We start from the raw sequence: 20,498 nt of genomic DNA, 5'->3' as shown, positions 1-20,498 counted from the left end.
CTGTTTTCTATATTTTGTCAATGATTGACAGCAGAAACACAGCTTGCTATTTTTCGCGCTCGCTTTTGTATGCTGTTATTCCCATGGCTCTAAATGACAACTTTATTTATTCACCGCCCCAAGAAGACTTGGTGATCGTTTATGAAGACGATGATTTGGTGGTGATTGAAAAGCCTGCGGGCTTGTTGTCTGTGCCGGGACGTTTACCAGAACACCAAGACAGTGCTTATTTAAGGGTTTTAGCGCAGTACCCACATGCCAAAATTACCCATCGTTTAGATATGGCGACCTCGGGAATTTTAATGTTTGCCAAGCACCGCGATGCCGAAGTCGCCGTCAGCAAAATGTTCCAAGCCCGCACGGTGGATAAACACTATATTGCTTTAGTTCAAGGTCAGTTGGATGCTGAAGGCAGTGTTGAAGTACCGCTGATTACTGACTGGGAAAATCGACCACGGCAGATTGTGCACTTTGAACTGGGTAAGCCTGCAAAAACGCTTTATCAAGCTCTTAGCTATGACATTGAGACCGATATTACGCGAGTTTTACTGACCCCGATTACGGGGCGTTCACATCAACTCCGTGTACATATGCAATATATTGGGCATCCAATTACTGGAGATAAGTTGTATCACCCTGAGCCGATACGAAGTCCATTAAAACGTATGGCTTTACATGCCAGTTTTCTCGCCTTTCAGCAGCCTTTAAGTGGAAAAGCGGTTGCGATTCATGGAAGCGTGCCATTCTAACTGTGTCACACTTTATTTTAATTTTGAGAAATACTTAAAATTTGGGATATCGGGCAGTTTAAAAAACCGTTAGCGTAAGTTGTGTAAGCGTACTTTTATCCAGTGTGCTTATCTTTGTGGAAATTAACATTTGAGTTTGGCTTTTTGGCCATGGTCACGACTGATTGAAATTGAATGAAAATAGGTTTGTCTGTTCCAAGGCTTACTGTTTGAGTTTCATTTGTTCTTACAGCTGAGTCTTTAAAATAAAAATGACATTCCCGTAGGGAGATAGGCCATGCTTTATGTATTCGCTGTCATTATGGTTCTGCTGTGTGCTGTTATATGCGGGCAAAAAATACACAGCCTTGCCCAAAAAAAGAAGATTGAATCCTTAGAAAGCAATTTAGAGCGCAGTCGAAACAGTTTAGAAGTTTATGAACAGCAGCAAAGTGAATTACAACATCGGCTGACCAGTTTAAGAATTGAGCTTGGAACACTTAGACAACGCAATGAAACCTTGAGTACTTACCAAGAAATTATTGATGTCGAACACTATGTTATTGAACGGCACAACCAAGTTGAATTGTTTGCTGAAACGGTCAAATTTGATGCTGAACAAATGCTCAAACAATGTCGGCAGTACATTGAAAAAGTACATCACTTCTTAGCGGAATATGAATGTAAAGCCAAAGAAGTTACCATGCAGCGCGCCAGAGAAAAACTGGGCGCTTTTTTTCACATGGCTGAAGAACGACAACATCTGGCTGAAATATCGAAGGCACTACACCATAAAATTGAAACCTACAGCCAGAGTTATCAACTACCTTCGGAGCAGTTATTAGATGAACTCATTGAAGGCTATGGGAAAACGGATGCGGCCGGCCATTTACAAAAAGTCCGGCAACAAGTGATTCGTGCGGTTGAGCAAAATGAAGTTGTGACCTGTGCCTTTATGGATGAACATCGACGACTATCTGTGATGGTCTTGGTTTCACAGTTATTTAACACGAAAGCAGATTTTTATTTGCAACGTGTGAGTAAAGACAATCTTGGTCTTTTGATCCAAGCTTTGCAGGATGACTTTACCCTTATCAATCACTATGGTGCGGCTTTTGGTCATACTCAGATACAAGACAGTTATCTAGCCCTACGCTTAGAAGAACTCAAATTTGCGGCCTTATTAGAAAGCTTAAAAAGCAGTGATTTACAGTTTCAAGCGGACATTTTAGTTGAGCATCGGGTTTTACAATAACGCGGCAAAGTCTACGTGAAATAAAGTCCAAACAACCTTCGAAAAATCAGATGTAACTGCTATAAAAATGAGCAAAATATGCTATGTTGAAGTCACTATTTTGTCACTTGCCAACGATATATTGGCTAAAAAGATAACAAGGACATACGCATGACACGTGATTATGAATTATATCCAGATGATGATAATGGAAATGTACTTTGGCAAATGGCTGAGGATGGCGACGACCTGTCTGAACCGCATGAAATAGAATATTCGATTGCCTTTCAAGAGCAGTCACAAGCAGAAAAGTGTGCGCTGTATTTATTACAAGAAGAGCAAAAAATCACTTTGTTTGTCGATGAAGAAAGTGACGTATCTGAGTGGATTATTACCATTTACGTGTATATGGAACCTGAGTATTCAGATATTGTTGACTTAGAACAATGGTTTACTAAAATTGCAGAACAGTTTGGTGGCGAATATGATGGCTGGGGCTGTATGGCCTATGTCTATGACGACGAAGATGATGAGGACTATGAGCAAGGTCAGGCCTAAAAAATGGTCAAATTTAGAGCATGTTGAAAAACATGCTTTTTTTGTTGGTGGGTAGAAAAAGGCAGCAGGCCGCGTTTGGCTTGTCTAAAAATATGCACAAAAAAAAATACAGTATGTGGGTTTGAGCGTTCTAAACTAAATCTGAATATTTGAAAAGAACGAGAAAAATCATGTCAAATAGTGTTCAATTACACCGCGTATTTAGTGCGCCCGTCGAGCGCGTCTATCGTGCTTTTAGCACCGCAGATGCTTTAGTGAAGTGGATGGCACCACATGGCTTTACCGCACATGTAGATCAATTCGATCTGCGAGAAGGTGGTCAATTTCGCATGTTTTTTACTAACTTCAGTACAGGCATGCAGCATTCATTTCATGGTACTTATCATGAAATCGTTGAAAACAGCTTATTACGCTATACCGATGAGTTCGATGTACCTGAACTAGCAGGAAAAATTGAAGTACGTGTTGAGTTTAAAGAAGTATCTGTCGGTACAGAGGTTCATATTACGCAGTCTGGTTTACCCGATGTGATTCCTGTCGATGGCTGTTATCTGGGCTGGCAAGAGTCATTGCAACTCTTGGCTTTTTTAGTGAATCCAGACATTCCCGATGAATAGTGCTTCGTCATTGTTGAACAATAGAATAAGTTGCACAAAAGAATAAAAGGAGTTCTGCATGCCAATACGCATGAAGCGAATTTATGCGCCTATCGAGGCTGAGGATGGCAAACGGATTTTGGTTGATCGGCTATGGCCGAGAGGGGTATCAAAACTTGAGGCCAAAATAGATGAATGGCCAAAAATTCTCACACCATCCAATGAACTACGGAAATGGTATTACCAAGACATGGTGGCACACTGGGATGAGTTTAAAGTCCGTTATATGAAAGAACTGGAAGCACATCCCGCCGAGTTGAATGATTTGCGCCAACTGGCAGTGCGTGAGCAGATCACGTTACTCACCGCAGCCAAAGAAGAACAGCATAACCATGTGGTGATTTTGAAGCAGTGCTTAGAGTAAAAATAAGCGTTGAGGTGACGTCATTACAGCTAAAACTTATATTTTCGTAAGCGTTATTTTATCAATCCCGTGACAAGGCTAAAGCCATAAAATAAATAGGTGATTCGCATCGTTTTCGTCTGAAAAATGCTATATTGGCGTTTTGAGCAATGTGAATTGCTTATTTTTTTTATTTTTGAGGTTTTTATGTCTTTACCCAACTGCCCAAAATGCCAGTCCGAATATACCTATGAAGATGGTGACTTGCTGATCTGCCCTGAATGTTCAAACGAATGGAAAGAGGGAGAAGCAACTGAAGAAGTGGTGGCAATTAAAGATGCCAACGGCAACTCACTTGCTGACGGAGACACGGTAACGGTGATTAAAGATTTAAAAATTAAAGGTTCGTCATCGGTGGTGAAAGTCGGAACCAAAGTGAAAAATATTCGTTTACTGCCAGATGCCGCAGATGGTCATGACATTGACTGTAAGATTGACGGTGTCGGTGCGATGAAACTGAAATCTGAGTATGTGAAAAAAGCCTAATCCGCTGAGTTTGTAGTTCGAGATTAAAACGGAGTCAATTAGACTCCGTTTTTGTTTTTTGGCCATTTTGAAAAGACATTAAGCGTTGAAACACTAGCACAGCATGCTATAAAGATAAAAACCTGTTGAAGAATACGCTATGCCACATATCCACCTTGAATATTCAGACAATATCGACACCCTTGAAGTTAAGCCGATATTATTGGCTCTAAACCAAGCTTTGTTGGATGGTCAGTTTGTACAATCGGGCAACGACATCAAAAGTCGTGCTATTCGACAGTCCGATTTTGTGATTGGGGTAGATGGAGATGCGCAGGCTTATTTGCATGCCAAAGTGTCTTTATTAAGCGGACGAGATGAAGCCACCAAGTGCGCCATTTCGAGCCAGTTACTTAAAACCTTGCAGCAAAACTTTACCGCTCCTCAGGATTTAACGGTACAAATTTGTGTAGAAATTATTGAAATGCCAAAAAGCAGTTATAGCAAATTGGTATTAAAAGCATAAAATTATGAAGAGTTCCAAACCGTTTATTGGGCCGATATCACGTGTCATTTAAACGGTTTGAGGCTGTCATGCGTTATTCATATAGAGCTGTTATTTTATAAAAATAAAATCTGGCTGGTAGTAAATGCACTTTTTTTTATAAAAGAAGTCATTTATATTTTATGAAATTGGATGATTTTTTATTCGTTTCGGTGGATCTACAATCACTTTAAAATAACAATAGGTGAGCTTATGTCAGGATGGTACGAAGTAAGTCAGGCAAATGATGGCCAATATCGTTTTGTTTTAAAAGCGGGAAATGGCGAGGTCATTTTGACCAGTGAACTGTATAAAGCAAAGGCGTCAGCACATAATGGAATTGAGTCGGTGCAAAAAAATAGCCCCGATGATACGCGTTATGAACGCTTAGAAGCCAAGAATGGCAAACCTTATTTTAACTTAAAGGCTGCCAATCATCAGATTATTGGTACCAGTCAGTTTTATGCCAGTGAGCAATCCCGAGATAAAGGCATTGAATCGGTCAAAAACAATGGTTCAAGTACCACGATTAAGGATTTGACGACTTAAGATTAGATTACATATTTTGCTTGTTTTAAGAATTGAAGAAAACCGCGTGTTTGCTATGGATGGCGCACGCGTTTTTTTATGCAGTTTGATTTGTAGCGTGGGAGTGCGATGTGGATTTTCGATTAGTTGGAGATGAGCATGCAGGGCATGAAATTATCTTCAAACTCAAACAATGGGATGATGTCATTTGTAAAATGGATGTACAAAATATCATTCGTCTTTGTCAGAGTGATGTCAGCTTGTTTGATATTGGGTTTGAGCTGCAAGGTGTGCAAGCCTATCAAGAATTGTGGAGACGATATGCCCCATTTTTTCAGGGGGAAATCAAAGTGTTCAGGCGTAACATCAATATTTTTAGTCGTGACGGTTTAGCTTTTTTACATTGTTATTCTAAATTGGATCATGCCAGTGGCGTTGCAACCCCAGAGATTCCTTGGTGCAGAACCACGCTATGTTTTCAAAAAACGGCAGGTGAGTGGTTGGTTGCCCATCAGCATATTTCGGTGCCTGTGGACTTTGAAACTAAAATGTCAAAGCCGATTTATTTTCCAGACTGAGTTCGACTAAAGCTTTGGCTTGGGTACAGGTTGAGCCACCTCCGTTTTACTGGGCTATGTTTGAATGACAACATGAACAACTTAAGAAGAAGGTATCTATGGCATTTCAAGACTTTTACCGACTGAGTTCTCATGCGGTGCTAACCAATGATGCAGGACAGGTTTTATTACTGAAAGCCAATTATGCCGATCAGGCTTGGGGGCTGCCCGGTGGAGCCTTGGATATGGGAGAAACCATTCATCAGGCTTTGCTGCGTGAGTGCCAAGAAGAACTCGGTTGTCAGGTTCAGATCGATTATTTGTCGGGTGTGTATTTTCATTCGGCAGTGACCTCACATGCATTTATTTTTAGATGTCATTTGGCTGCATCTGCTGAGATCAGCCTCAGTGATGAACATACGGCTTATGCTTGGTTTGATCTAGATCAGCTGTCGAAGGTACAACGGATTCGCGTTGAAGATTGTTTAAATTACACAGGTATAGTGCAAAGCCGCAGTTTTTGAGTGCAAGATTAAGATTCCTCTGAAGTGGAGTGAGTGCATATGTTGAATAATAAGATCATAAAACGAAATAGTCCCATTATTGGTGTGTTGCTGATGAGTGCCTTGAGCCAGTGGACTCATGCTGAAACGGGTAACTATTTTATGCATAAAGACTGGGAACTTGCCTGTGATAATACGGGCATGTGCCGTGCGGTAGGGTATCAAAGTGATGCTCAGTTTGGTCATCCAGTTTCATTGTTGATTTCTCGTCCAGCAGGTGCAGGCAGTGCGGTGCTCAGCCAAATTCAAGTGGCTGAGGAATTTACACAGGATACTGAAGCCAATTTAAACGTAGGAGGAACATCTCTGGGGAGCCTGACCATCGATGCCAAGAAAAGTACTGCGAAACTGTCCAGTGCTCAAAGTGCGCTGTTGTTAAAGGCTTTGGTGGGCGCAGAAGATATTCGTCTCACGACTCAAGCACAGCAATGGCAAATTTCAACCGCTGGGGCAAATGCTGTTTTGCTCAAAATGGATGATATACAAAAGCGTGTAAATACACCGAACGCGGTATATCAAAAAGGCAATCAGTCTGAGCAAAATGTTTTACAGCCCAAAGCCATCCCTAAAATTGGTATTACGGGATACCGACCTGCGGTTGCCAGTCACTTTGCCGTGGACAGTAAAAATGCCCATCAACTCTTTAAAAAGTTAAAAGCAAAAACAGATCAACAAGACTGTCCAAATTTATATGAAGTACGGTTTTTTGAGGAAGATCGGGTTTCAGTCTATCCGCTGAATGCAGAGCAAGTGGTGGTTCAAGTGCCATGTTGGCGTGGAGCGTACAATGAAGGTCTAGGCTACTGGGTTATGGACAAAGCATTGCAAAAGATTCAGCAGCAAGTCACGACATCAGGCTCAAGTTTTAGTGAGGCGCAAATTTTCTCAGAGCAAAAAGGTCGGGGTATCGCAGACTGTGGTATTCGTTCCGAGTGGGCTTGGAATGGAAAGGCTTTTGTCCTCAGTTATCAGGCACAATCGCAGCAATGTAAAGGTTTTGCGGGTGGTGCATGGAACTTACCCACTTATGTCGCGATCGTTGCGCGAACGGATTAAGTCGCGCTTGCGTTTAGTTTAAGGATAATGTCATCCAGCGGCTTGATACGCTTGACTTCATCCCAGAGGGCTTTGGCTTCAGGATAGTGTTTAGACATCATGCCAAGCCATTGCTTATAACGTCCGACCATATTCATTTCTTTTTTATACACCCCGTTTAAGAAACGGATTTGTAAGGTCAGTAGCTCATTCCATGTGAGCAGAGGTGTATCGATATTTTGACGAATACACTGAGTCAAATCGGGGGTAGTCACGGCACCACGTCCAATCATTAAATCTTCACAGCCAGATTCTAAGCGACACTGTTTCGCGTCTGCATTGTTCCAAATTTCACCATTGGCAATCACATTGATCTTCAATGCTTCACGAATCGGGCGGAGCTGATCCCAAAAAGCGGGTGGAGTATAACCATCGGCTTTGGTACGTGCATGCACCGTAACCCAAGCCGCACCAGCATCCTCAATGGCATGAGCATTGTCCAACATAAAATGTCGGTCCATATAACCCAAGCGCATTTTCGCAGAAACAGGAATGTGTTCAGGAACCGCATCACGTACTGCTTTGACCAGTTCATGTACCACTTCAGGCTCATCTAAAAGCACCGAGCCACCACGGTGACGGTTCACGGTTTTGGCTGGACAGCCAAAGTTCATATCAATGGCAGGCGCACCGAGTTTCACCGCACGGATGGCATTGGCAGCCAACATTTCAGGGTCATTGCCCAAAAACTGCACATGCACGGGTGTTCCTGCCGCCGTTTTTCCGCCATTGAGTAATTCAGGGCAATACTGGTGGTAAATATGATCGGGTAACACCGAATTGGTCACACGGATAAACTCGGTCACACACCAGTCGAAGCTACCTACAGACGTGAGAACATCACGCATGATTGGGTCGGTTAAGCCTTCCATTGGTGCAAGAATGAGTTTCACAGCGGTGTCACCAGTCAAATAGAAAAACGGTGTTATACGCAAATCCGATCACGCTGTCTAGTCTAATCCGTTTGGGTTAAATCGAAATAGTTTTCAATCTGTGTCTCCTCGATAAAGGCATCATCATGCGAAACTAAAATAACCGCCCCTGTAAAATCGCGTATAGCCTGTGCCAACAGTTGTCTTGAGTTGATGTCGAGATGATTTTCGGGTTCGTCCAGTAGCAGTAAGTCCACAGGCTGTGCTGCGAGACTGATACACAGTAAAGCAACTTTGAGTTGTTCACCGCCACTGAGTAGTGAGATGGGAAGCAGAGCTTTATCTCGACGAATTCGAAGTTGCCCCAATTGATTCCGACACGCCTCATCGGACAAAGACGGATTCAATAACTGTAAATTGTGTACCGCATTCAGTTCTGGATTCAGTAGGCTAAAGTTTTGATCTAAATATAACGATGCTCCTCGCTTGACAATGTCTCCCGATTGAATATGACTATAATTTTGAATGTCACGAAGTAAGGTCGACTTACCTGAACCATTTTGGCCGCGCAGTTGGATTTTTTCTCCGCTATGTAAGGCAAAAGAAATAGGGAAGATAGAGAGTGCTGCTAAAACCACTTCTTTTAAACGAAGAATTTCACCAGTTTGTTTAGGTTGAAAATGGAAATCAAACTTTTGTGACTTAATCTGTTCTAGTTGCTGCTGTTTGTTTTTGAGCTCATCTTGCACTTGTTCCTTTTGGCGAAGTTGTTGCTGCGCGACTCCCGATAAGGTTTGACTCGCACGTTCTTTTTTAAAGTCGAGTAGGATTTTGGCTTGAGAACCAGAGCTTCGTAATTTCTGCCCAGACTTTTGCTTTTTCTGGGCTTTCATGCGCTGTTCATGCTGTTGGATTTGTAATTGTTTGAGTTCGCTTTTCTCTTGCGAGATATTGTGTTGTAGTGCCTGCTGTTGTTGCTCTGTGTGTGACTGATACTCGGCATAGTTGCAACGGAAGTGTTGCAAGCCAAAATCATTTAAAACATAGGTATTGGAGATTTGATTTAACAATGTGCGGTCGTGGCTAATGACTAAACAGCCCGCAGGATGCTGAAGTATTTTTTGACTTAACCATGCACGACTTGTATGGTCTAAGTGATTACTGGGCTCATCAAGAAGTAAATAATGCCCAGTTTGTAAAAAAAGGAGACACAGTGCCAGTTTAGTTTTCTGACCTTCACTGAGTTGAGAAACCGAGCTAGATAGATCTGTAGGTAAGTTGGCACTTTCCAGTAATTTCAGCCACTCAGTGGGTTGATGCCATGCATGTTCGACGCGGTCATAGTCTTCAAAGCTCGCAGTCGATTGTTCAATACGTTGAAAACTTGCATGTAAGTCAGCAATGTTAAGGGCTTCGGCAAGTGTACAGTTGCTTAAACGCTCGAGCTGACTTAAGTAGGAAAATGGCATATGCCAAATCACTTCGCCACTCGCATAATTTGGCATGTACGCTTGAGTGAGTAGGGATATTAATATTGATTTGCCTTGACCATTGCGTCCGATCAGAGCTGAACATTGGGCAGCGGGCAATTCAAAGTTTAAATGCTGAAAAAGTGGTTCATGAGCAAATTGAACGCTGAGATTTTTTACAGTACAGGCCTGTTGGGTCATTAAAGACTCCTTTATACAGGACATACAAAATAAATTTTTATAGAGATATAGAGTAGTAAATAAGTTTATTTTGCACGTCAGAAAACACATAAATTAGATTTGACGGAAAATAAGACTTACTTCATTGGCGTTACTCTAAATTGGAAGAAGGGGGGTAAATATTTAGCTAGTATAACAGATGGATAAAAAACGATCCATTTCATTATCTTTCTTATGCACTTAAGGTTTATCGATCAGTGCTATAGGCCACATACTAATCGAAGCTTCCTGTAGATGTGAATACAACCCGCACGATTGGTTAAGTGAGGCTTTTGTGAGTGCGTGGATGAGTTTTACAGTGCTGCTATATGTTTTTAGTGGGGATGAGAAGCAATAGATAACTAAAATATTGTAGGGTGGTTGGGGGAGTTTTTAGTGTTATGTTACATAAGCTCTATTCTGTAAACTTTATGGAAAATTATTAATTTTGTTCATATTTGTTAGAATTTTTATAGTATCCATATAAGTGTGAATGTAAGTATATTCATAACAAATTTTTTCCCCTTGCTTTATTTCTCCAGAGTATTTTATGTTCTGATGCACATCAAATTCAGGATCAAAATTAAATTTATCTATTTCCTTTTGATTATTCTGTATTACAAAATACTCCTGACTAAATCTAGCTTTTGTTGACTTAATGCCCAACAAGTAGCCACAATTTTTAATTTTATTTGTTGAGTTTATTGCAGAATCTAATTGTTTTTTATGAAAAAAATCGCTGCAAACCCATGTGATTAAAGTGAATGCAAATGCTACAAAGAAAAATTTCATTATAAGTTTAATTTTCCTAAAGTTAACATAAAATACTTTATCGACCTAAAATCATTTCCAATACAAACTTAGATCCGATAAAACCGACAGCCAACAAGAAGAATCCAATTAAGGTAAAACGAATCGCTTTTTGACCGCGCCAACCAAAACGGTAATGTCCGATGAGTAAAGCCCCATACACAAACCAAGAAATAATACTAAAAGCGGTTTTATGTGCCAGATGTTGGGCAAAAAAGTTATCGATAGTAAAGAAACCAAACACCAACGCCACGGTTAGTAAAAGAAAACCCGTTTTAATTAAGTCAAACAGTAAAGACTCCATCGCTTGAAAAGAGGGCAGTAAGTTAACCCAAAAGCGTTTCTTCTGTTTGTTCTTTAACTCACGATCTTGGAACCATAAAATCACGGCTTGTATGGTCGCCATGAGTAGCACCGCATAGGCCGACAGCGATAAAATAATATGAATATCTAAACCCAATGAGCGCTGTTCAATAAATTGAGTGGACTGGCTAAAGGCAAAACCTAAAATGAGTCCTGTAGCAGCCACAGGAATGCCAATCAGGTTCAAAGCTAGAATTGGACGATAAGTGCTATAGAGTAGACTAAGTAACAACATGAGCCCAGATGTAAATGACATTAAGACAAAAACGTCATAATTCACCCCCATCGGCGTGAGCATGTCATGGTACAAAACAGTTGCATGTAGTAATAAGCCTAAGCCTAAAATAATGCCAATAAACCAATGGTTTGGATCACGTTTAGCCATTAATTTGAGGAACAAATACCAAAAAGAGGTGGTATAAGCGACTAATGCTAAGATGGTGTAAACCAAGGGCAGGCTAATCATGTCAAACCTTTTTCAGGATGATGAATATTCATTTATATAAATTCGGTGCGAACTACAGTATCCTATAGCATTCTATGCATAAATTTTCTATTTTAAGAAAGATTTTTTTGCAACTAGCAATTTTAAGCGGATTTTGCAATGTTTGATACCTTAACGGAACGACTCACGCAGAGTTTAAGAAATGTTACTGGCTCTGGGCAGCTAACCGAAGACAATATTAAAGATACCCTACGTGAAGTACGTATGGCACTTCTTGAAGCCGATGTTGCACTTCCTGTAACTCGTGAATTTATCGCGAAAGTTAAGGAAGAGGCGTTGGGTCAAGAAGTCATGAATCAATTATCGCCGGGCCAAGCATTTGTTAAAATCGTGCATGACGAATTAACAAAAATGATGGGCGAGGCAAATGAAAGCCTTGATCTTGCAGCAAAACCTCCTGTTGTAGTCCTACTCGCGGGTTTACAAGGTGCAGGTAAAACAACAACTGCTGCAAAACTTGCTCGCTTCTTACAAGAACGCCAAAAGAAAAAAGTCGCGATGGTATCTGCCGACGTTTACCGTCCAGCAGCAATTAAACAGCTACAAACTGTTGCAGGTGAAGTTGGCGCGATTTTCTTTGAATCGAGTGCTGACGAAAAACCAATTACCATTGCAACGCGTGCAATTGAACAAGCCAAAATTCAGTTTGCGGATGTCTTGATTGTCGATACAGCAGGTCGTCTACACGTAGACGATGAAATGATGGACGAGATCAAAGAGCTTCATGCGGCGATTAAGCCAACTGAAACTTTGTTCGTGGTCGATGCAATGACCGGTCAGGATGCGGCAAATACAGCCAAAGCCTTCAATGATGCACTGCCATTAACGGGTGTGATTCTGACCAAAACTGATGGTGATGCGCGCGGTGGTGCGGCGCTCTCAGTACGTGCAATCACAGGTAAGCCAATCAAATTCTTAGGTATGGGTGAAAAGCTCGATGCCTTAGAGCCATTCCATCCTGAACGTGTTGCACAGCGTATCTTGGGTATGGGTGACGTACTTTCTTTGGTCGAAGAGCTTGAACGTAAAGTCGACAAAGAAAAAGCCGAAAAAATGGCGAAAAAACTGCAAAAAGGTGGCAGCTTCAACTTTGAAGATATGCTAATGCAGTTTGAGCAAATGAATAAAATGGGCGGCATGATGGGCTTCTTGGATAAGTTGCCTGGCATGAGCAATGCAGGGATTCAAGATGCGTTGGCGCAAGCGAACCCTGAAAAGCAAGTGAAAAAGATGGAAGCGATTATCCAATCGATGACCATCAAAGAGCGCCGCAATCCAGATCTGATGAACCCAAGCCGTAAAAAGCGCATTGCAGCCGGCTGTGGTATGGATGTCGTTGAAGTCAATAAGTTGATTAAACAACATGCGCAAATGGCGAAAATGATGAAGAAATTTGCCAATCCATCGGGTATGGCAAAAATGATGAAATCACTAAGCGGTATGCAAAAACAGTTTGGTGGTGGCGGCGGAATGGGACCATTATTTGGTGGGAACGATAAGAAGTAATCTGCTTCTTACCATTTCAGAAAAAGGCGCGTTGAGCGCCTTTTTTATGTTGTTTTGTGAGTCATGGAAAATATTATGTGTATTTTCAATACCCTCAATCAATAACAAAAACGCACTGTTTATGGCTTGAAAGTTGCGTAAAATTTATTCTTTTCAAACATTATAATAAGAAGTTGAAAATGAATGGATCAAAACAACATATCTATATTGTGCATGGCTATCAAGCATCGCCCAATGACCATTGGTTTCCGTGGCTAAGTCAAAAACTCAGCCAGATGGATCTGCATGCTGAAGTAAAACGTTTAGTGCTCCCGCACAGCGATGCACCACATTTCGAAGAATGGCAACAGGCTTTGGCCCTGCAAATGACCGCTTTGGATGAAAATACCATCATCATTGCGCATAGTTTGGGGTGTCTAGCAGCTTTACATTATCTCAGTAGTAGACTGCGTGAACGTCGAATCAAAGCGATCTTCTGTATTGCGGGCTTTAAAGCGGCTTTAACAACCTTACCTGAGTTAAGTGGCTTTATTGCGCAAGCGAAGTTGGACAGCGGTATACTCCACTCTCACATCGCTTCACGTGTGGTTATGTTTTCCAATAATGACCCTTATGTTCCACCTCCTTTGGCACTTACCTTTGGGCACTTCTTGAGTGCAGAGGTACTGGAGGTGAAACGTGCAGGGCATTTTATGCGTGAAAATGGCTATGCTGAATTTGAGCTACTGCTCAATACCTTAAAACCCCTTTTACAACAACAGGCGGTGGCTCAGGGGTGATGTTGAGTATAATATTGCAGCCCTTTAAGTAATAAATCATTTTCAATGCATGGTGCATACTCTGCCAAATAGCGTGCAAATACAGGTGCATCACCGCCAGTTAAAATCAGTTGGCGTGGAGATTGTTGCAAGACTTTTTCAATGGTACTGACCAAGCCGAGCAGAATCCCATGATGCACTGCGTCGATGGTATTACGGCCAGGACCGAGTTCATCAAAAGCCGCATCTGGAATTTTAATGCCTTTGGTGTTTTGGATCAGCGAGTCTCGTTGTAAGTAGAGATTGGGTAAAATATAGCCGCCTAAATGCTGTAAACCATCTGCCAAGTCGATGGTCAGCGCCGTACCACAGCTAATCACACAATAGTTCTGCTCTGGATTACGTGCGACAGCCAGCACTTGCAACCAACGGTCAATTCCGAGTTGTTCGGGCTGTTCATAGCCGCATTGTAAGCCAGCATAGTTGGCCTGTACTTGAGCAAAGGTGATCGGCACATTTAAACTTTTTAAAAGTCTACGGATTCGGTCATTATTTTTTTTGTCCTGAACCGAAGAAACACCAATCTGTTGGATGTTTAAGTTTTTAAAATGCTGAATTAGACCTAAAAGCAAATCGGCAGGGGACTGTAAATGTAACTCAGCCCCTTGTTCCAAAATTTGATCTTCCTGCGTAATCCAATACTTCAGACGAGTATTACCAATATCTAACCATAAATTTTTCATGATGATGCTCAATCATTTAAACAGGGGTCACTGGGCGTAAACGGCCTTGATAAAAGTTTTCAACACCATTGGTGGTCAGAATTTGTACCGCACCATCATCTTGAATGCCTAAGAATTGGCCTTGAGACAGACCTTTCATATGTTCAAATTCGACCTGTTGCTGCATAAAGGCTGCGTAATGATTGAAACGAGAAGCCAGATTTGCACTGTTATGGGTGAACCATAGGCCTGCTTGTTGAATCGCTAGATATAGTTCCGCCATTAAGCGAATGCGATCTGCTTGGGCTAAACCCAGCTGTTCAAGTGAGCTGGTGGCTTGATCAAGCTGGGTATCTTCGACTTGGTTGATATTGATACCAACCCCAATAATAGCTTGGTGGCTCGACAGTGGTTCAACTAAAATGCCGCCCCATTTACCTTGAGTACTGTAAAGGTCATTTGGCCATTTCACTTGCAGAGCAAGGCCTTGCAAACTCGGCATTTGCAAGATATTTAACGCAATTTCTAAAGCCAAGCGCCCATCTATAGGTGTTTTGGTCTGTAGCAATGTGCTTAAATAGATGTTTCCTTCAGGAGAAACCCATTGTCGTTGACGCTGTCCACGACCTTGAGTTTGTCGTGTACTGCAGACCAAAACGCTCTGAATCCCTTTTTGCGCAATTTCACGCACATCATCATTGGTGGATGTGGTAACTGGCTTAAGCAATAAAACTTCAGGAAGTTGCTGTGCTTCAGCGAGAAGCTGTTGTAATTGGCGTGTCTCTAAATCCATATGAATCTGAGAAAAGTGAAAAATGATCATGGAGTTAATCATATATTTACTGATTGGCGCAATCGCTGGTTTTGCTGCAGGGCTATTTGGGGTCGGTGGTGGACTCATTATCATCCCGATTTTATATGTGGTTTTTACTCATCTGAACTATGACCCGAGTGTCATTATGCATATGGCGGTTGGCACATCACTGGCGACCATTATTGTCACGTCAATGAGTTCCGTGAGTGCGCATCATAAACGTGGAGCCGTGTTGTGGCCTGTGTTTCGCAATTTGGCTCCAGGTCTAGTCATGGGTGCTTTTTTAGGTGCGGGCATTGCAGACTATATGTCGGGACATGGCTTACAGTTGCTGATCGGTTTTTTTGCGGTGTGGGTGGCGTACAAAATGTTTAGTGGCGCACATGTTGAGGTCGATCCATCACGTCAGTTACCGTCTACAGGCAAACAGTTATTTGTCGGTGCAGGCATTGGTGTGGCTTCTGCGATCTTTGGCATTGGTGGGGGAAGTTTGACGGTGCCGTACTTAAACCGTCATGGTGTGGTTATGCAAAAAGCGGTGGCGACGTCTGCGGCTTGTGGTTTACCAATTGCAGTGGCTGGAGCTATAGGTTTTATGTGGTTCGGGCATCAGGCTGAGGTCAACGTACCAAATACCATTGGTTATATTCATGTCTATGCTTTTTTGGGGATTGCGGTCATGAGTTTTATCACCGCGAAGTTTGGTGCGAAAGTAGCGCATCTTTTATCGCCTGCGATGTTGAAAAAGTGTTTTGCTGGTTTGTTGGTGGTAGTTGGTTTATATTTTATTTATCAAGGTTTTAGTTCTTAATTTCTTTGACAATGTTGTGTGCGTTGCTGTTGATTGGCATTATAGACGGTAAAATTGTTAGACAATGACATAGTGTTTAGCGTTTAAGATCGGGTAAAACCTAAAAATAGGTCACTAAAGACCATGGATTGCATCTTATAAAAACAAGTTAGGAACAGTATGCAAGCACATGATACAGAGAGTTTGTCCGAACAAATTGCCAAGCACATCAGTGAACAAATCATTCGCGGTGAGTTGGTCGAAAGTGAGCGCATACAAGAATTACGTATTGCCGCTGAACTGGATGTGAGTCGCGGCTCGGTGCGTGAGGCCTTGTTACTGCTTGAACGTACACATCTGATTGAAATCTACCCGCGTCGCGGCGCTATAGTCTCTGAAATGTCCGCTCAGCAAGTGCGCGCCTTGTTTGACACCAGCAGTCTGCTATTGGGGCAAATTGTGCAACGCATTGCGGAAACATGGCGCAGCTATGAAGCGGAACGTTTACAGCTGTTATTGGATGAGTTGGGGAATCAACTGAAACAGGGCAGTATCGAAAAATTTTATGATTTGATTTTTGAAGGATTGGCGCGCCAGCATGAAATGGTGGGCAATGCTTATTTGATGAAGTTTTACCAAGAATTGTTACCCTCGATACGTCGGAGCTATTTTTTAACCTTAAATACTTCGCGTAGAGAGTTACAAGAATCTTATGATTTATTTAAACTGGTGACTGATGCTGTTTTAATCAGAAAATCACAACAAGCTACTTTATTTATGGAAGATTTTTGTCGACACTTACGTAACTTGGTGTTGGAATCTCTGACCCGAATGAAACAAATTGAACTTGCGTGGGCGAGACGCTCACGACGTTAGTCAGGACATTATGCGTTTAAGCAGTTTAAAACTTTCCGGCTTCAAATCTTTTGCCGACAGTACCACATTACACTTTAAAGATAACCGCACCGCAGTCGTTGGGCCGAACGGTTGTGGCAAATCCAATGTGATCGATGCTATTCGCTGGGTCATGGGCGAATCCAGTGCGCGTCAGTTGCGTGGTGGCAGTATGCAGGATGTCATTTTTACAGGCACGGCAAAGCGCAAACCTGTCAGTGTCGCCAGTGTAGAACTGCGTTTTGACAACACTTATGGCAAGTTAGGTGGTAGCTATAATGCCTATACCGAACTGGCGGTTAAACGTCAGGTCAACCGAGATGGCAAGTCTGAATACTTTTTAAATGGTACCAAGTGCCGTCGTCGGGACATTACAGATATATTCTTGGGCACAGGTTTAGGGCCACGTTCTTATTCGATTATTGAACAAGGCATGATCAACCGTTTGGTCGATGCAAAACCTGAAGAAATGCGGGTTTTTATTGAGGAAGCCGCAGGGGTTTCGCGTTATCAAGCACGTCGCCGTGAAACTTTATTACATTTGGATCACACCACGCAAAATTTATCGCGTTTAGAAGATATTGCCTCCGAATTAAGATCACAGTTAAAAACTTTAAAACGTCAGGCTGAAACCGCGATTCAGTATAAAACACTGGAAAGCCAAATTCGCACCATTAAAGTTGAAATTTTATCTTTTCAATGTGAACAAAGCAGCCGTTTACAACAAGAATATACGCTGCACATGAATGATTTGGGCGATCAGTTCAAGTTAGTCCGTTCAGAGTTAACCACTTTAGAGCATGATTTGACGTCAACCAGTGAGCTATTTCAACGTCTGATTCAGCAGTCCACGCCCCTACAGAGTGAGTGGCAACAGGCAGAGAAAAAGCTGGCTGAGTTGAAAATGACTTTGGAACAAAAGCAGAGCTTGTTCCAGCAAAATACGACGACTTTGGCACAGCTTGAACAGCAGAAGGCACAAACCAAAGAACGTATGCAGTTGATTGAGTTACAACTGGAAAGTTTGCACGAACAAAATGAGCTTCATACCGAACAGTTACAACAGCAAGAAAGTCAAAACCAACAGCAAAGCCAAGGCTTAACGGATTTAAAAGCACAGCAGCAACAGCTGCTTCAACAGTTTGAACAAGTCAAAAGTTTGGTTGAAAAGCAACAGCAACAAAAAACGCAAATGTTGGCGCAAAGTGAACAGTTGGCCAAAAACATTTTACGTTTTGAACAACAAAAGCAAATTTTAGAGCAGCAAGCGGCGCAAATTCAAAACCAAAGCCAGTTGGATGCGATAGACCAATTGTTGCATGCCAAGCAAGACGCTGAGGCACAGCAGTTACAACGTGAGCAAAGTATCATTGAGGTGCAGTTACAGCTGGATGATTTGCGTATTCAGCACCAAGCTGCTCAAACTGAGTTGAATCAGCACAAAGCAGATATACAGGTCTTAAGTGCAGAACAGAAACATCTAAAGCAGCTATTGGTCAAAGTCAGCGCCTTAAAAAATAGTGATCATCCACAGTTGATGCACGTGCTGAAGCTTAAAGATGCGGCTAAAACCCATGCCGTGCTGGTCGAAAAATTCTTAGCCAAATGGCTTTCAGCGCATTGTTTAGACAACAGCGATGCATTCACCGATGCCGTTGCACGTCAGTTAACGCCTCAGCCGCATGTTGAACTGATCGAAATTGCAGGTTGCGATAGCCTAGCCAGTTGGATTGAATCGCCGCAATCCTCTTTGTGGCAGCAGGTGGGTGTGACTACCAACTTAAAACAAGCCCTAGCGCTGCAAAAGCAATTGAAAGATGGTCAGTCTCTTCTGAGTTTAGACGGTTACCATGTCGGCGTGGACTGGGTGATTGGTTTGGATTATGACGAAGCAAGCCAAGCTGGACAGGGTGCGTTAAGCCATCGGATTCGTTTAGATGAAATTGAACAGACCCTTGCTGAAAAAACGGGACTTCTGACTCAGCTTGAAACGAAAACCACAGAGCTTCGTACTCAAGTCCAAGCGGTGGATGAGCAGTTAAAAGCGGATCAACACCTGTTAAAAAAAGAAGTTCAAGCGACGCAGCAGATTGATTTGAATATTGCCAAAGTGCAAAGTACTAACCAAGCCTTTGAAGTGCAAAAGCAACAATTGGCCAATCAACTGGCGCAGCTAGACAGTCAGCTTGAAGAAGATGCCATGCAAAAAGATGATCTGGAGATTGATCTGCATGCATTGAATATTAAGCTAGAGCAAAACTTGCCAAACTATAAAACCATGCAGTTCCAAGTGGAGTCATTGACTGAGCAACTGGATGATAGCCAGCAGCAGGCACAGCAGGTTTGGCAGGCGCTTGAAATGGTGCGTCGTCAGGCGGTCCAAACCACACAGCAGATTGAACTGTTAGAAAAAGACAGTACTTTCTTAAAGGCGCAGTATCAGCAAATATTGTCACAGATGGAGCAGGCCAAAAAGTTTATTGACCCTGTACAACTTGAGCTGCCTGCATTGGAAAGCCAGTTTAGCGAACAAGCACAGATTACTGAAAAGCTGCAAAAGACATGGTCTGAATGGCAAGTTGAACTGAATGCAGTACAAGAGCGCCAGCAAAGTTTGACCGAACACCGTCATCAACAGCAACAACAAGATGAAAAGCTGAGAACCCAGTTAGAAGAGAAGCGTTTGGCGTGGCAAGCGGCAAAGTCAGACTTACAACATTATTCTGAACAGCTGAAAGAGATGAATGTTGAAGCTATTGAGGGTTTGAACATTGAGATCAGTAACCATCAACAAGTTTTAGAAAAAGCACAGCAACAGTTTGAGAAATTGGGCGCAGTGAATTTGGCGGCTTCAGAAGAATATGAAGAAGTGTCTAAACGTTTTGAAGAGTTGAGCCATCAAATTCAGGATTTGGAAAATACTGTTGAGCAGTTGCGTGCTGCAATGAAAAGTATTGATCAAGAAACCCGTAAACTGTTCATGAGCACTTTTGATCGGGTCAATACCGAACTACAAGATCTGTTCCCGAAAGTTTTCAATGGTGGAGAAGCGAGTCTGACTTTGGAAGATGACTGGCAATCTGGGGTTAAGCTCATGGCCCGTCCGCCAGGCAAACGCAATAGCTCATTGGCGCTACTTTCAGGGGGAGAAAAAGCCCTGACAGCATTGGCCTTGGTGTTTGCGATTTTCCGGCTCAATCCATCGCCATTTTGTGTTTTGGATGAAGTTGATGCGCCTTTGGATGATGCGAACGTGGGAAGATTTTGTAATCTTGTAAAAGAGCTTTCTGAACAGGTGCAATTCATTTACATTACCCATAATAAACTCGCAATGACGATGGCGACCGACTTGTTAGGTGTTACGATGCCTGAACCGGGAACATCAAAATTAGTGACTGTAAATTTAGAACAGGCAAAAGAATACGGTTTAGTCGCGGAGGCCTAA

The 20,498-nt window shown here is 42.2% G+C and carries 22 protein-coding genes; 16 read left to right on the top strand and 6 right to left on the bottom strand.

Annotated elements, in window-relative coordinates:
- Positions 1–83 precede the first annotated feature (83 nt).
- The 11 genes from AC4CUX_RS03475 (at position 84) to AC4CUX_RS03425 (ending at position 7,292) form a co-directional block, all read left to right on the top strand.
- A complete protein-coding gene (locus AC4CUX_RS03475) occupies positions 84–749 on the top strand; it encodes an RluA family pseudouridine synthase (RefSeq protein WP_490747434.1) in 666 nt (221 codons plus the stop codon).
- Positions 750–1,026: 277 nt separating this feature from the next.
- Entirely contained in the window at positions 1,027–1,983 is a 957-nt protein-coding gene (locus tag AC4CUX_RS03470) for an SNIPE associated domain-containing protein (RefSeq protein ID WP_490747435.1), read from the top strand.
- A 150-nt stretch (positions 1,984–2,133) separates the two neighbouring features.
- Positions 2,134–2,520, top strand: coding sequence for a ribonuclease E inhibitor RraB (locus tag AC4CUX_RS03465; protein WP_004695219.1), 387 nt, complete (start codon positions 2,134–2,136; stop codon positions 2,518–2,520).
- Between the two features lie 170 nt (positions 2,521–2,690).
- A complete protein-coding gene (locus AC4CUX_RS03460) occupies positions 2,691–3,137 on the top strand; it encodes an SRPBCC family protein (protein ID WP_490747436.1) in 447 nt (148 codons plus the stop codon).
- A gap of 58 nt (positions 3,138–3,195) precedes the next feature.
- Positions 3,196–3,540 (top strand): DUF488 domain-containing protein, encoded by a 345-nt coding sequence (locus AC4CUX_RS03455; protein WP_490747437.1) that lies wholly within the window; start codon positions 3,196–3,198, stop codon positions 3,538–3,540.
- A 186-nt stretch (positions 3,541–3,726) separates the two neighbouring features.
- On the top strand, positions 3,727–4,065 hold the full coding sequence (locus tag AC4CUX_RS03450; RefSeq protein ID WP_279043392.1) for a zinc ribbon domain-containing protein YjdM: 339 nt from the start codon (positions 3,727–3,729) through the stop codon (positions 4,063–4,065).
- Positions 4,066–4,204: 139 nt separating this feature from the next.
- On the top strand, positions 4,205–4,570 hold the full coding sequence (locus AC4CUX_RS03445; RefSeq protein WP_078389055.1) for a 5-carboxymethyl-2-hydroxymuconate Delta-isomerase: 366 nt from the start codon (positions 4,205–4,207) through the stop codon (positions 4,568–4,570).
- Between the two features lie 231 nt (positions 4,571–4,801).
- Positions 4,802–5,137 carry a YegP family protein gene (locus AC4CUX_RS03440; RefSeq protein WP_004695228.1) on the top strand — a complete coding sequence of 112 codons (336 nt, stop codon included), beginning with the start codon at positions 4,802–4,804 and terminating at the stop codon, positions 5,135–5,137.
- A 110-nt stretch (positions 5,138–5,247) separates the two neighbouring features.
- Positions 5,248–5,694, top strand: a complete 447-nt coding sequence (locus tag AC4CUX_RS03435; RefSeq protein ID WP_490792189.1) for a YybH family protein — start codon at positions 5,248–5,250, stop codon at positions 5,692–5,694.
- 98 nt (positions 5,695–5,792) lie between these two features.
- Positions 5,793–6,197 (top strand): NUDIX hydrolase, encoded by a 405-nt coding sequence (locus tag AC4CUX_RS03430; protein ID WP_168158243.1) that lies wholly within the window; start codon positions 5,793–5,795, stop codon positions 6,195–6,197.
- A 39-nt stretch (positions 6,198–6,236) separates the two neighbouring features.
- Positions 6,237–7,292 (top strand): DUF1176 domain-containing protein, encoded by a 1,056-nt coding sequence (locus AC4CUX_RS03425; RefSeq protein WP_490747438.1) that lies wholly within the window; start codon positions 6,237–6,239, stop codon positions 7,290–7,292.
- Here AC4CUX_RS03425 and AC4CUX_RS03420 read toward each other — a convergent pair.
- From AC4CUX_RS03420 to AC4CUX_RS03405, 4 genes are all read right to left on the bottom strand, one after another.
- A complete protein-coding gene (locus tag AC4CUX_RS03420; RefSeq protein ID WP_490792188.1) occupies positions 7,289–8,224 on the bottom strand; it encodes a tRNA dihydrouridine synthase in 936 nt (311 codons plus the stop codon). The genes AC4CUX_RS03425 and AC4CUX_RS03420 overlap by 4 nt on opposite strands.
- A gap of 62 nt (positions 8,225–8,286) precedes the next feature.
- Positions 8,287–9,873 carry an ATP-binding cassette domain-containing protein gene (locus tag AC4CUX_RS03415; protein ID WP_490792187.1) on the bottom strand — a complete coding sequence of 529 codons (1,587 nt, stop codon included), beginning with the start codon at positions 9,871–9,873 and terminating at the stop codon, positions 8,287–8,289.
- Between the two features lie 447 nt (positions 9,874–10,320).
- Positions 10,321–10,683 carry a hypothetical protein gene (locus tag AC4CUX_RS03410; protein WP_148825577.1) on the bottom strand — a complete coding sequence of 121 codons (363 nt, stop codon included), beginning with the start codon at positions 10,681–10,683 and terminating at the stop codon, positions 10,321–10,323.
- A 37-nt stretch (positions 10,684–10,720) separates the two neighbouring features.
- The gene (locus AC4CUX_RS03405) at positions 10,721–11,530 is read right to left on the bottom strand and encodes a cytochrome C assembly family protein (protein WP_010327405.1); all 810 of its coding nucleotides are present in this window, start codon (positions 11,528–11,530) and stop codon (positions 10,721–10,723) included.
- A gap of 138 nt (positions 11,531–11,668) precedes the next feature.
- On the opposite strand from AC4CUX_RS03405, the gene ffh reads away from it, so the two are divergent.
- The gene (gene ffh, locus AC4CUX_RS03400) at positions 11,669–13,075 is read left to right on the top strand and encodes a signal recognition particle protein (protein WP_490747441.1); all 1,407 of its coding nucleotides are present in this window, start codon (positions 11,669–11,671) and stop codon (positions 13,073–13,075) included.
- A 179-nt stretch (positions 13,076–13,254) separates the two neighbouring features.
- Positions 13,255–13,854: an RBBP9/YdeN family alpha/beta hydrolase gene (locus AC4CUX_RS03395; protein WP_234304571.1), complete on the top strand. Its 600-nt coding sequence runs from the start codon at positions 13,255–13,257 to the stop codon at positions 13,852–13,854.
- On the opposite strand, the gene AC4CUX_RS03390 is transcribed toward AC4CUX_RS03395, so the two are convergent.
- Both AC4CUX_RS03390 and AC4CUX_RS03385 read right to left on the bottom strand, forming a co-directional pair.
- Entirely contained in the window at positions 13,845–14,576 is a 732-nt protein-coding gene (locus AC4CUX_RS03390; RefSeq protein ID WP_234304572.1) for a type III pantothenate kinase, read from the bottom strand. The two genes, AC4CUX_RS03395 and AC4CUX_RS03390, sit on opposite strands and share 10 nt — an antisense overlap.
- 16 nt (positions 14,577–14,592) lie before the next feature.
- On the bottom strand, positions 14,593–15,348 hold the full coding sequence (locus tag AC4CUX_RS03385; RefSeq protein ID WP_234956292.1) for a biotin--[acetyl-CoA-carboxylase] ligase: 756 nt from the start codon (positions 15,346–15,348) through the stop codon (positions 14,593–14,595).
- A gap of 28 nt (positions 15,349–15,376) precedes the next feature.
- On the opposite strand from AC4CUX_RS03385, the gene AC4CUX_RS03380 reads away from it, so the two are divergent.
- The 3 genes from AC4CUX_RS03380 (at position 15,377) to smc (ending at position 20,498) form a co-directional block, all read left to right on the top strand.
- The gene (locus AC4CUX_RS03380) at positions 15,377–16,180 is read left to right on the top strand and encodes a sulfite exporter TauE/SafE family protein (protein WP_234955445.1); all 804 of its coding nucleotides are present in this window, start codon (positions 15,377–15,379) and stop codon (positions 16,178–16,180) included.
- A 159-nt stretch (positions 16,181–16,339) separates the two neighbouring features.
- Complete coding sequence (locus AC4CUX_RS03375; protein WP_490792186.1) at positions 16,340–17,035, top strand: GntR family transcriptional regulator; 696 nt, start codon at positions 16,340–16,342, stop codon at positions 17,033–17,035.
- A 10-nt stretch (positions 17,036–17,045) separates the two neighbouring features.
- The gene (gene smc, locus AC4CUX_RS03370; RefSeq protein ID WP_490792185.1) at positions 17,046–20,498 is read left to right on the top strand and encodes a chromosome segregation protein SMC; all 3,453 of its coding nucleotides are present in this window, start codon (positions 17,046–17,048) and stop codon (positions 20,496–20,498) included.

The sequence above is a fragment of the Acinetobacter sp. 231_lipA genome, from assembly GCF_058243005.1.
Note: the sequence above shows the minus strand (reverse complement) of the source record. Positions and strands in the feature narration are given on the sequence as shown.